General features: G+C 70.5%; 11 protein-coding genes and 1 pseudogene. 4 read left to right on the forward strand and 8 right to left on the reverse strand.

The window, feature by feature from the left end; translation table 11 throughout:
* The first annotated feature begins 368 nt into the window (after positions 1-368).
* Positions 369-833, forward strand: a complete 465-nt coding sequence (locus ACFVU3_RS36120; RefSeq protein WP_387270061.1) for a hypothetical protein — start codon at positions 369-371, stop codon at positions 831-833.
* Here ACFVU3_RS36120 and ACFVU3_RS36125 read toward each other — a convergent pair.
* A protein-coding gene (locus ACFVU3_RS36125; RefSeq protein WP_390073020.1) for an IS5 family transposase occupies positions 828-1,771 on the reverse strand; the annotation gives its coding sequence in 2 pieces (ribosomal slippage) (positions 828-1,313 and positions 1,316-1,771; 942 coding nt in all). The two genes, ACFVU3_RS36120 and ACFVU3_RS36125, sit on opposite strands and share 6 nt — an antisense overlap.
* 108 nt (positions 1,772-1,879) lie before the next feature.
* Here ACFVU3_RS36125 and ACFVU3_RS36130 point away from each other — a divergent pair.
* Complete coding sequence (locus ACFVU3_RS36130) at positions 1,880-2,194, forward strand: hypothetical protein (RefSeq protein ID WP_390073021.1); 315 nt, start codon at positions 1,880-1,882, stop codon at positions 2,192-2,194.
* 736 nt (positions 2,195-2,930) lie between these two features.
* Here ACFVU3_RS36130 and ACFVU3_RS36135 read toward each other — a convergent pair.
* Positions 2,931-3,398, reverse strand: a complete 468-nt coding sequence (locus ACFVU3_RS36135; protein WP_390073022.1) for a hypothetical protein — start codon at positions 3,396-3,398, stop codon at positions 2,931-2,933.
* Between the two features lie 653 nt (positions 3,399-4,051).
* On the opposite strand from ACFVU3_RS36135, the pseudogene ACFVU3_RS36140 reads away from it, so the two are divergent.
* Positions 4,052-4,352: pseudogene (locus ACFVU3_RS36140) on the forward strand (hypothetical protein); the annotation flags it as partial.
* Here ACFVU3_RS36140 and ACFVU3_RS36145 read toward each other — a convergent pair.
* From ACFVU3_RS36145 to ACFVU3_RS36170, 6 genes are all read right to left on the reverse strand, one after another.
* Positions 4,353-4,664, reverse strand: coding sequence for a hypothetical protein (locus tag ACFVU3_RS36145; protein WP_390073023.1), 312 nt, complete (start codon positions 4,662-4,664; stop codon positions 4,353-4,355). It abuts the pseudogene before it with no gap.
* A gap of 741 nt (positions 4,665-5,405) precedes the next feature.
* The gene (locus tag ACFVU3_RS36150; protein ID WP_390073024.1) at positions 5,406-5,756 is read right to left on the reverse strand and encodes an iron chaperone; all 351 of its coding nucleotides are present in this window, start codon (positions 5,754-5,756) and stop codon (positions 5,406-5,408) included.
* Between the two features lie 288 nt (positions 5,757-6,044).
* Positions 6,045-7,886, reverse strand: coding sequence for a N,N-dimethylformamidase beta subunit family domain-containing protein (locus ACFVU3_RS36155; RefSeq protein ID WP_390073025.1), 1,842 nt, complete (start codon positions 7,884-7,886; stop codon positions 6,045-6,047).
* Positions 7,887-7,951: 65 nt separating this feature from the next.
* The gene (locus tag ACFVU3_RS36160) at positions 7,952-9,427 is read right to left on the reverse strand and encodes a condensation domain-containing protein (protein WP_390073026.1); all 1,476 of its coding nucleotides are present in this window, start codon (positions 9,425-9,427) and stop codon (positions 7,952-7,954) included.
* Positions 9,424-9,765 (reverse strand): phosphopantetheine-binding protein, encoded by a 342-nt coding sequence (locus ACFVU3_RS36165; protein WP_390073027.1) that lies wholly within the window; start codon positions 9,763-9,765, stop codon positions 9,424-9,426. The genes ACFVU3_RS36160 and ACFVU3_RS36165 overlap by 4 nt, the downstream gene beginning before the upstream one ends.
* Positions 9,762-9,986, reverse strand: coding sequence for an MbtH family protein (locus tag ACFVU3_RS36170; protein WP_390073028.1), 225 nt, complete (start codon positions 9,984-9,986; stop codon positions 9,762-9,764). The genes ACFVU3_RS36165 and ACFVU3_RS36170 overlap by 4 nt, the downstream gene beginning before the upstream one ends.
* A gap of 205 nt (positions 9,987-10,191) precedes the next feature.
* Here ACFVU3_RS36170 and ACFVU3_RS36175 point away from each other — a divergent pair, with 205 nt between their 5' ends.
* Positions 10,192-11,394: an IS110 family transposase gene (locus ACFVU3_RS36175; RefSeq protein WP_390073029.1), complete on the forward strand. Its 1,203-nt coding sequence runs from the start codon at positions 10,192-10,194 to the stop codon at positions 11,392-11,394.
* Positions 11,395-11,504 lie beyond the last annotated feature (110 nt).

Raw genomic sequence — 11,504 nt, forward strand, 5'->3', positions numbered from 1 at the left:
GTTGGCCGTCATCAACGGATGGCCCGTCCCGCCCAGCCTGGCACCGGTGTTCACGTGGTTCACAGAAGCACTGCGCACTCACACCCCGCGGCAGATCCGCGTGCAGTAGTCCCACGCCTGACGGCAGCTCCGATCCTCGCGGCTTCGGTCACGCCGCGAGGATCTCGGAGCCTTCGACAAGATGACCGCCCTCAAACCGGGCTCCGGCGCGGACAAGAGCGACGAGATGAGGAGCGTTCACCGCCCGCCAGCGGGCCGCCGCGCCCCGACACATATGCAGACAAGGAAGCTTGCTACTCGGGCAGATTCTCCGAGCCGACCAACACTAGGAGCTGTCCGGCCGATCAACGGCTGCGTACCCTTGGCTCGTGATTGATCACGGTATTGCTCTGCCTCACTATCGCCTCCATGTCGTGCCTGCGGTCGTGGCGCTCGCCAGTCCGACATGGCAGCGAGAGGTGTGGCTCGATCCGGATCAGTTCGAGGATCTCGACTACACCGTGCACGTGCTCTTCGACGACTTCTGCGATGCGAACAATCCTCTGCCCTGGCTTGGGCAGTGCCTTCGCAGCGAGGAGGAAGTCGAGCTGATGGCGCGCCTTGGTGCTGCCTACGGCGTGGTACAGGAGTCGGTTGGCGCCGCTGCCCCCGACGAGGTCTATCTGGACTCACCAGGCTGGTCTGCCGTAGTCGCCACGGCGGCCCGGCTGGCCCAGGTGCTGGTGGCCAATGATCACTCGGCGTTGAGCAAGTTGCATGACGCCGGCTATCGCTGGCCGCTTGGCACCGAGCCGGTTACGTCCGAGACAGACGACCGGCACGTCGATTCATGACCGCAGCCAGATGACCAGGGCCGCGGCAGTGACCGTTCCAAGAAAGACATAGCCGCGCTTGTCATAGCGGGTCGCGACAGCCCGGAAGTTCTTCAGCTTGTTGATGGCCCTCTCGACGGTGTTGCGCTTCTTGTACCGGTCCTCGTCGAAGCCCGGTGGCCGTCCACCACGTGATCCTCTGCGCAGGCGGGCGGCCTGACCGTCGGCCTTCTCCGGGATCGTGTGCCGGATGCCGCGACGCCGCAGGTACTGACGACAAGGACCGTTGCTGTATGCCTTGTCAGCCGCGACGCTGTCAGGCTTCTTACGATGCCTGCCCAGCCGACGGCGAGGGACCCGGATCTTCTCCAATACCGGAACGAACTGGGTGCAGTCGGCCCGCTGCCCCGGCGTGACGATCAGGGACAGCGGGCGACAGAAGCCGTCCGCGCTCAGGTGGATCTTGCTGGTGAAGCCGCCCCGCGAGCGCCCCAGGCCCTCGCCTCCCGCGCCACCTCCGCCAGGCGGCCGACGAGGCTCTGCCACGGAGTTTCGTCCTGGTGTTCCAGCGTCTCGCCCCCCTTTGAGCCAACGAGGGCCAGCGGCGGGTCGGTGCGGGCGCCGGCTGCGTGCTGATGTGCGCGCACGATGGTGGAGTCCACCGAGACGTCCCAATCGATCTCGCCGGCTGCGTCGGCTGCGGCTTGAACCTGTTGCAGCAGCCGTTCCCAAGTGCCGTCGGCCGACCAGAGCCGGTGGCGCTCGTAGACCGTCTTCCACGGACCGAACCGCTCCGGCAGATCCCGCCAGTGCACCCCGGTCCTCACCCGATGCAAAATCCCGTCGATCACCTGCCGGTGATCACGCCACCGCCCGCACCGACCGTTGCTCACCGGCAGGAACGGCCGCAACCGCTCCCACTCCGCATCCGACAGATCACCGCGTTCTCCCCGCCCCATGCATAGGACAATGATCCGACCAAGTGGCAGTCACATGATCGGCCGGACAGCTCCTAGGCGGAAGAGCTGGTTCGGGCCCGCGTGGCGGGTGTATTGAACGATCGGGGCGTGGTCGTCAGTGCGGGCCTCAAGGACATCCAGCCGCTTTCCGGCGAACGTTCCGATCTCGAACAAGCCCTGGCCGGCCGGATGGAGGGAGAAGCGCTGGTTCGGCCCACCATTGCGGATGTGCTGGACGATTCGCGTCTGGTCCTCGGTCCGCACCCATCAGGTGCGGGCCGGCTGCGTCACGAGCAGCATGATTCCCAGCCGGTAGTCGCCGTGTGTGCCCCAGGCGAGGTCGATGCCCTCGTACCCCTCTCCCGTGCAATGGCTCAGCTCTCGGCCGTTCTCTTCTTGACCTGCTTCATCGTCAGGAACTGAGTCCGCACTCGGCTGTTGGCGGGCTTTCCCCACGTGTAGTCGGCGAGAATAGGCATGGGCCGTTCCTTGCCGTCCTTCTCTCGCATGACGGGGATCTCCTTAGCCAGGAGACCGCCTGTGCCGTCAACGGCGAGTGAGTCGACCTCGGCCAGGGCGCCGATGCGTACCTGAGGATGCCCTGGTGTCGCAGAACGATTCCGTCAACCCGTACCCCCATGAATGGTGCCCGGACCGAGATCCAGCCGCCCAGTGCGAGGGCGGCCCCGTTCCAGGCGCTGCGAAAGGTGAGTCTCTCCCTCGCTCGGTGCTCCACGATTCGCCCGATTCTGCCGGTGGCCAGGGCGAGACCGTCAGAACGAGCCGGTGTCACCGTGCGTGCCCCGATCGGGTCGAAGCCCCAGCCGGTGTAGCCGCTCATCTCGATCCCCTCCCTGCCCGTGGCGCTGTTGCTGTGCCGCTTCGGGCTAAGACAGCCGTAGGTCTGGCGTCCCGTCATCGAAAGGCGGCATGGAGCCGGTCGTCAGGACGAGTGCCGCCAGGTGCCCGCGGTCCAGATGACCGGGCGACCCCAGCGCGCCGGGTCGGCGCGGGTGAAGCCGCGCAGGGCGTGGTCGGCCTCGCGGTGGAGCAGGGGGACGATTGGGGCGGCGCGCCGGCTGCGGTGGGTGGCGTCGGTGCCGGCGCATGCACGCTCTTGGCAACTCGCTGTGGGGCGAGGGCGTTGTGGTGGTGCGCGTCAGGTTGCGGTGCACGCCTCCTGTGGGAGTTCTCGGATGGAGAGTTGCGGGGTCCCAGGGGGAGAGGGCGACACTTCGAAGGCGTAGCAACCTGTCACCGACCGCTGATACACGGAGGTGAAGGACCGTGGGGGTCCCTCACCGAGCAGTTCCGCGATCACGGTGACCGCCTCGCCGCGACGTGTCACGCTGACGACGCCCTTGGCGGGCTTCGAGGGAGGGAGCACCTGAGCGATCTCCGGACCGAGAAGGCTGCCGTCGGCCGCTGCGTCGCCCAGCCGGTCGCGGAGCCTTTCGGCGTTCGCCTGCAGGTTCTCGCGCGCTTGGGCCTCGTCACGCCCTGGCTGCGTCTCCAGCCAGATCCACACGCCGAGGACGGCCACGAGCACCAGCCCCACAAGGGCCACGCATCCGTTGAGGAGGCAGCCACCCGACGGCTCCGTCCTGACCAGTGTTTGTCTCGCCATGCGCCCAGCGTGTCCCGCAGTCGCACGACAGACCTGACCGCTTTCTCGAATCGTCACCGAAATGCATCGTCACCAGGCGGTGGGGGAGCACGACCTTCCTGTGGCATGCCGCGAGGGGACCTCGCCAAGGCGCATTCGGCGGCTGTGTCGGCTCGGAGCTGTCCATGAGCGCGAGATCTGGGCCACTGAGGTCTACGGGCCACCGTGGACCAAGGGCTGATCCGGGTGTACGGCCAGGACTGGCCGATCGTCGAGAGAGTGCCCGAGGGTACGTACACCGGTTGGCAGCCTCTGGCAGCCCGCGGGCATCGACCGCCCCACCGACCAGTGGCTGGCGTCGTTGCCGGCCGAACCCGGGGTCATGCTCAAGCGTGTGGAGGCCGACGTCGAGATGGTGGAGGCCAGGAGAAGGAGCAGACGCTCTTCATCAATGTCGGCGACTGCTTCCGGAGACCATCCTGTCCGCGAGGACAGCCGCTGCCTTGATCGAGGCGGTCGAACGGATCTTCGGTGTCGTGGAACTCCGCGACGCGGTCGTCGTCACGGTGTGGGCATCGCCCGCGAGGACCGCCGTGTCGGTGAGCGAACCGGGCCGATCGCACTGATCGTTTCAGAATGAGCCGGGCCATGGGTCTTGTGCTCGGCGATCTTGGTCGGCCTGGCGTCGGTTGCGGGACTGGACCGGGGCCGGCGTATGGCCGAGTCCGCATGCGGCGCTACTGGCCGAACTGCGCCGTGCTGACCTTCTACGTCTGGACGAGTGCGCCGTGGACGGGTCGACCACTGCTTTGGGCTGGGCAAGGTGCGCTGGGTCGTCGAGCGCAGCTCCGCCTGGCTGCACCAGTTCAAGCGGCTCCGCATCCGCTAGAACGACGTGCGAATCCGCGTCAGGGTCTGCTCGAACTGGCCCGCAGTCTCATATGCCTTGCCGTCGTCGGACTTCGTTCTGAATGATCAGTGAGGGGCCTGACCATCTGCGTCTGACGCCTTTGTGAGCGTGAGTGTTCCATCCTCTGCCTCGACGACGTTCACGAGTACCCCGCCCTGCTCCTCCCCGGGGAGCACGAGGGAGAAATAGGGGTCCATCTCCATGAGGAAGTCCCATCCCTCGCGCTGGGTCGTGCCGAGGGCGTGGGCATGCTGGCCGCTTGCCCACCATGTACCGACCGCGTCGACAGTGACGATGACGTCGATGTCGTACTTCTCGAGGCACGTCACGTGATTGGCCCACCATTCGAGGCGGGCCTGACCCACGAATCCATCCATGAACACACTATGTATGGGGCCTACGGCCGGGCGGGCAAGGTCTGTGCGCCTGCCGGCCGTGAGAGACGCCTCAGGGCGCTCTACTTGAGTCGAACAGGGTCGGTTCGTGGTCTTGGGTTGCGTGCTGTTCTCCGGTCGCGCCAGAGTGCCGCCAACGGGGAGTTCGGGGCTTGTGGCGGCAGGACGGGGGAGTCAGATGTACAGGGTGGATATGGCCGCCAAGGAGTCGGTGATCGCGCGTTTCCTCGACGAGTACCCGCGGGTGCCTGATGCCGGCCTGGGGCTTCCCGCGCTCCAGGGGTGTGAGGAGGTCCGCTGGTCCGAGTTTCCGGAGTGCCCGGCAGGAATCCCAGTGTTAGCGGGCGGCGGCCATCGGATTGATCGCGAAGACCTGCCGTCTGCCGGTCCGCAGCACGGTGCTTGACGGTGGCGACCGCGGAGGCACCCAGGCACGCGATCTCTCAGTGGGCCTGTGTCTTCCCGGTCAAACCAAGGCGTCTTCCGGTACCCGCCCGACCGCCACCATGACGAGCACCAGGGGCCGCCCACCGATCTACGGGAAGGCTTCACCGGCCCGGAGGGAGCCAGATTCAACAGCCTCGGCACTCTCGAACCGACCTGGCCTCTTCCCCATCGGCCAAGCCGTTCTTACGTACGGATCGGATCGCGTCGGGCCGTGAGCCAGAGCTGGATGGGGCGAGCCGGACAGGTTCTCCTCTCAACCGGCTGCACCTCGGATGGTCAGCCTGCGATCTCGTCCAGACGATGGCGGATGAGGTCCGAGAGGACGTCGTCGGGGAGCGGGCGGTCCGGAGAGAAGCGGATGGTGCCCTTCGAGAGGTCGAAGCCCGTGAGCCGGTCACGTACCGCGTCCACCGCCTCGGAGCTGAACGGGAAGATGCTCAAGTGGTCCTTGGCGGCGCGGAAGCCGATGAGGGGCTTGTCCTCGAACCGCAGGGCCGCCATGCCGTAGCTCCTGCCGTCCTGCGCGTCGGGGACGATCCGCAGGGCGATCGCGCGGACATGCTGGAAAGCGTTTCGCGACGCCGTGTCCAGACCAGCGAAGTATTCCTCGACAGCGGTCAGGGGCATGGTCGTTTCCTCTCTGTTCCCGGTCGCTGAGTGGGCACGAGCCTTCCCGTGCCGGGGCAGCCGTGCCACGTCGTGCGGCCGTTCGGACGAGTCCGTGATCCGCCGCGCGGTCCGTGCCACCGGCCAGCCCTTGCGGCGCCGTCCCGCTGCCGGCGGCTGCCGCTGTGAACGTCATCGACGCCGCCTCCGCCGTTCCGCCGTTCCGCCGTTCGAGCAGCCCCGCGCGCGGCTCGCGCGCCAGGTCCAGGACCGTACCCTCACCGGGGGGACCGCCTGTCCCGGGACGCGTCACACTCCCGGATGGCTGATCAGCCGGTCGTCCTCGGTCGCCGCCCACAGGCGTCCCGCGTGCGCGGCGAGAGCCCTCGCCGGAGGGAACGGGACCGGGGGCGTCGACGGCGCGAACGGAGCGTCGGTGAGGACGGGCGGACGGGTGAGGAGGCCGTCGGGCGTCACGGCGTACAGGCGGGCGCCGAGGACGGCCAGCGCGGACGCCTTGCCCGCCGGGCCAAGACGTCGCCACGGCGCGTCGAAGTCACCGGCCGGGCGCTGGTGGAGGGCGTCGTCGTGCGGCGTCACCGCGAACAGGCTGTTGTCGCACATCGCCAGGGCCGTCGCCCCCGCCGGCGCCCGCCCCGCCGGGAGCCACGGGGCGGGACCCGGCACCGGGGCCCGGTGCACGAGCCGGTCGTCGCCGGTGACCGCCAGCAAGGCCAGCGGCATCGGATGACATGCCTCGCGCGGCGCCGTCAGGCAGCGGAGCTCGGGCGGCGGGGGACCGTCGGCGGACGGGCACGGGGTCCACGGGAGGTTCTGCTCGGAGGGCTCGCGGTGGAGCAGCGTCCGGCCGTCCTCGGCCACGGCGAAGAGCAGCCCCTCGCACACGGCGAGCGCCCGCAGGCCGGGCGCCGCGCCGACGGTGTGCCAACGCGGGGCCGGTGCGGCGCCCGAGAGCCGGTCGAGGACGTTGCGGGTGACGCGGGCGACCGCGGGGTCGTGCAGAGCGCGGCCCCAGTTGATGGTGGCGGCGTTGAAGACGGTGCCCGCCCCGGCGCGGAAGACCCCCATCGTCGCCCAGCCGCCTTGGCCGTACGCGCGCCAGTGCCGCAGGTCGGCGGTGGCGAGCACGGAGAACGACCGGGGCGTCCCGTCGCGACCCGTGGCCCGCGGCACCCCGGCCGACCAGTCCAGCTCCGCCGCGTCCGTCTCGTACCCCAGCGCCCCGCGCGCGAAGGCGTCCCCGTCGCACAGCCCGGTGCCCTCGAAGACCCAGTGATCGGCGAAGCGCACCGTGTACGCCTCGCGGGCGATGCGCGTCATGCCCTCACCCCAGGCCCCCGCGCCCTGCCGGAAGCTGACGCCGGTCATGGTGTTCTCCGGCCGGTCGACCGGGGAACTGGACCACTCGACCGTCGTCCGCGCCGGGTCGGTGGCGGTGACCGGATCGGCGGCGGCGTCACGGTGACAGACCATCGTGCGGCCCCCGTCCTCCAGCCGGATCTGCCACCAGGCGGTGTTGCCGGCGAAGACCGCGAGATTCCCGCCCCGCCGCACGAACCCCTCGACGGAGTCGCGCATCCCCGCCGTCCAGTACTCGTCGTGCCCGTTCACCACAAGGAGCCGGTACGCAGAGAGGAGGCCGGTTCCGTCGTCCAGGTCGAAGCCGGAACAGTACTCGACGGGGCGCCCGGTCCGGTGCAGCCAGCGCAGCAGCGGCTCCTCCCACCGCTCCGGCGGCGGTCCTCCGCCCGGCGCGGCGAGCGGCACGCGGGCCGTGCGGGTCGGCTGCTCCGCGTAGTAGATGCTCCGGCCGGGCTCGCCGGCCCGGTGGTAGGCCCGCCACGTCGGGAAGGGGACGGAGACGAGGACGGTGGAGGAGCCGCCCGGCCGCGCGGCCCGTACGACGAACCACACCTCGTGCTCGGCGTCCCGCTCCGGCGCGGGCGTCTCGGGACGGGCGTCGTGGAAGGAGGCGCGGTACAGCGAACTCGGCCACGTCGCCGGCACGTCGAGCGTCCAGCCGGACCCCGTGACGTCCGCCTCCGCCACGACCCGCTCCGCCACCACGTCCGAGACGACCACCCGGCCCCTGAACCGGCCCCCGTCGCCCGCGGTCACGTGGAACCCCATCCGCCCGCCCTGTGCGCAGGATGTCGTGTCGGCGTGGGCGAGCGGCCGGGGCGCGCGCCCGCCGCTCACCGGCGGACCTCCGGTCCCGCGAGGAGCCCGGCCAGCCGGGAGAGCGGGGGCGGCGCCCCCGCGGCGGACGCGACCACGATGTCCTCGATGCCGCGGAGGTGGGCGTGGATGGCTCTCGGCGGCAGGTAGGCGGTGTCGGCGGTGAGGGTGACGGTCAGAGCATCCGCGTCTCCGGTCAGGTGGAGGCAGTAGCGGCAGGCCACACGTTCCTGCGTCGCCGGGAAGTCGAGGACGGTGCGGCGGCGCAGCTCCGCCAGCTCGGCGGCGCCGGGCGCCGGGCCGGTGGCAGCGGCCCGGTCCACCAGGCGCATGTCGTTGAAGCAGCAGTACGGATGGACCTCGGTGCCCCGGTCACGGGCCGCTCGCTCCAGCAGCGCGTCCCAGCCGACCGGGTCGTAGGCGGCGGCCCGGTAGCCGGCCAGCGCGGCGGGCCACGCCCCGGCCAGCAGGTCCGTGAAGACCGCCTCCCCGGACGGGTCTTCGGGCAGCTCCAGGACGAACAGGGCGTCCTGCGACAACGTGCTGACCAGGTTCCGCCGCCGCTCCGCCGCCCTGTTGCCCGCGATCGGCATCATCGCGGCGGCCCGATGTCCCTGCCCGGCCGCGACCAGCGCCGCTGCCGCGGTCAGCAGCACCGTGGAACCGCTCACCCCGTGGGCGACCGCCACCGCGTCCACGGCGCGAGGCAGGGCGGCCGACACCAGCCGGCCCGTCCAGAACCGAGGCCGCAGCGGCTCCGCCACTCGCTTGGGGAACATGGTCGGCGGCACCTGGGCCAGCCCGTGCTCCCAGTGCGTCAGCGCCATCTCGCTCGCCCGGCGTCCCGCCGGACCATGCTGGTGCCGGGCGAGGTCCAGCGGGGTCTCCGGACCGACGGGGCCCGCGCTTCCGCGCCGGACCAGCAGCCGGAGGTCCCGCACGAGGACCTCCGCGGCGTGCCCGTCGGCGGCGAGGTGGCACAGCGCGAGCACGGCGTGGGTGACACGCCCCCGGCTGCGGACCGCGCCCAGCCGCACGGGCCACTCCTCCGCGTACCCGAACCGGCGTCCAGACAGCTCCGCCAGCAGCTCCGCGGCCGTCTGTCCGGCCCGGTCCGGATCGGGCTCGTCGCGGACGACGAGTTCCGCCCGCCCCTCCGCGTGGAGCCGCTGCGCCGGCTCGCCGCCGTCGGTCACCACCCGCGTGCGCAGTGCCTCGTGGCGTACCAGCAGCGCGGTGAGCGCCGTGCGGAGGCGGGTGGTGTCCACCGGGGCGCCCCGGTCGGCGAGGGGCAGGATCCTGCCGAGGTTGAAGTAGTGGTCGTTGGGGGCGGTCCGGCCGATCGCGTGCCAGATGGCGCGCTGGCCCCAGGTGAGGGGCGCGCCGCCCGACCGGCCGGCGGCGAAGGGGATGTCCAGGACCTCGTCCGGGAGCCTGCCGTCCCCGGACGCGGCCTGCCGCTCGGGAGGAGCGCTCGTGCCGGCGGGGCTCACCGCGTGGCCTCCGCACCGAGCCGGACCAGACGTTCCGTGAGCCCCCGCAGGCCCTCGGTGTGCAGGGTCCGGTCGCCGAGGTCGACGAAGACGCCGTACGTCTCCTCCACGGCGTCGACCAGACGCAGCAGGGAGAGCGAGCTGACGCCGAGGGCGGCGAGCGGCTCGGTGGAGTCGAGCAGCTCCCGGACACCGAGCAGCCCGTCCGTGGACCGTGACACGAGGACGGCCACCTGCCGGCGGAGCGCATCCCCGGGGTCCGGAGGGGCTCCCTGCGGAGCCTCCTCGGCGGAGAGGGCGTCCGGCGGCAGGGCACGCGCGTCCACCGGCGCGTTCATCGGGCCTCCGCCCGGCTGCCGGAGCGCTCGGAGTCCAGCCGGCGGCGCAGGCTGAGCGGGCGGATGTCGGGCCAGACGCGGTCGACGTGCGCGACGCACTCCTCCTCGGTGCCGGCGAAGCCCTCGGGCCGCCAGCCCTCGGGCAGCGGGGCGCCCTCCGGCCAGACGGCGTGCTGCTCCTCGTCGTTGACGACGACGGCATAGCGGGTCTCGTTGCTCATGGCTGCTCCGTAAGTTGTTAGGCGGCCCGGGAGGGCCGGGTGTGGCTTATGGCTGCTTGCCTTCAGTGGCTTGCGAGGAGTGGCCGCCCGGCTCTTCGGGGCGCCCTGGCTGCTGATTGAGATGTGCGCTTCGGTCGCTTTTTACGGAGATGACAGCGGGGTGTTCCTCGGGCCAACGGCATGCTGTTGGGGCTGGGAGGGGCAAGTGAGCGAGCGACGCACCCGGGTCTGGGTCGGCATCGATGCAGGCAAGGGCCATCACTGGGCTGCGGTGGTCGATGAGACTGGCGCGACCCTGTGGTCGAAGAAGATCGACAACGACGAGTCGGCGATCCTGACCGCGCTCGGCGAAATCCTGGAACTGGCCACCGAGGTCCAGTGGGCAGTGGACATCTCGGGCACAGCCTCCGCCCTCCTTCTGGCCCTGCTCGCAGCTCACGGTCAGCAGGCCGTCTACGTTCCCGGCCGCACGGTCAACCGGATGGCGGGCGCCTACCGGGGCGAGGCCAAGACCGACGCCCGTGATACCTACGTCATCGCCGAAACTGCCCGCCAACGACGGGATTTCGCCGTCATCGACGTGCCCGCCCAGTTGGTCGCGGACCTCGCCCTGTTGACCGCCCATCGATCCGATCTGGTCGCCGACCGGGTCCGGCTGATCAACCGGCTGCGCGACGTTCTGACCGGCATTTTCCCTGCGCTGGAGCGAGCATTCGACTACAGCAACCACAAGGGCGCTGTAGTGCTGCTGACCGGCTACCAGACCCCGACCTCCCTGCGCCGTCGCGGCCAGGCCCGGCTCACGGCCTGGCTGGCCAACCGCGGGGTCCGCGGCGCCGACGCGGTGGCCATAACAGCGCTGGAAGCCGCGCAGGCCCAGCACACCGCCCTGCCCGGCGAGGACATCGCCGCCCAGATCGTTGCCGACCTGGCCGCACAGCTCCTGGCCCTGGACGACCGGCTCAAGCGGATCGACAAGCAGATCCGAGAGACGTTCCACACCCATCCACAAGCGGAGATCATCGAGTCGCTGCCCGGCGTGGGCCCGCTTCTTGGGGCCGAGTTCGTCGTCGCTGCGGGCGACCTCGCCGCATACGCGGACGCCGGCCATCTGGCATCGGCGGCCGGACTCGTGCCCGTGCCACGCGACTCCGGGCGGCGGACTGGCAACCTGCACCGGCCCAAGCGCTACAGCCGCCGGCTGCGTCGGGTGTTCTACATGTCCGCGCAGACCAGCATCATCCGCGAGGGCCCGAACCGAGACTTCTACCTGAAGAAGCGGGCCGAGGGTTGCAAGCACGTCCAGGCCGTCATCGCTCTGGCCCGCCGACGAGTGAGCGTGTTGTGGGCGCTGCTGCGTGACGAAAGGGTGTTCACCTCCGCCCCACCGGTCACGCAGGCGGCTTGACTCCGTCATTGAGACTCCTCGCGCAGGGCACGGACGACGTCGGCGACGTCGCGTGCGGTGGGTGTGTCGAAGAAGACGTCCAGCGGGACGACGGCGCCGAGGCGCTCGTG

Origin of the sequence: Streptomyces sp. NPDC058052 (assembly GCF_042885515.1) — a bacterium.
Classification (GTDB): domain Bacteria; phylum Actinomycetota; class Actinomycetes; order Streptomycetales; family Streptomycetaceae; genus Streptomyces.

Coding starts and splice junctions, on each gene's coding strand:
- ACFVU3_RS36145 (WP_390073023.1), bottom strand. CDS start 4,664: ATGGATGGATTCGTGGGTCAGGCCCGCCTCGAATGGTGGGCCAATCAC.
- ACFVU3_RS36165 (WP_390073027.1), bottom strand. CDS start 9,765: ATGAACGCGCCGGTGGACGCGCGTGCCCTGCCGCCGGACGCCCTCTCC.
- ACFVU3_RS36150 (WP_390073024.1), bottom strand. CDS start 5,756: ATGCCCCTGACCGCTGTCGAGGAATACTTCGCTGGTCTGGACACGGCG.
- ACFVU3_RS36155 (WP_390073025.1), bottom strand. CDS start 7,886: ATGGGGTTCCACGTGACCGCGGGCGACGGGGGCCGGTTCAGGGGCCGG.
- ACFVU3_RS36170 (WP_390073028.1), bottom strand. CDS start 9,986: ATGAGCAACGAGACCCGCTATGCCGTCGTCGTCAACGACGAGGAGCAG.
- ACFVU3_RS36135 (WP_390073022.1), bottom strand. CDS start 3,398: ATGGCGAGACAAACACTGGTCAGGACGGAGCCGTCGGGTGGCTGCCTC.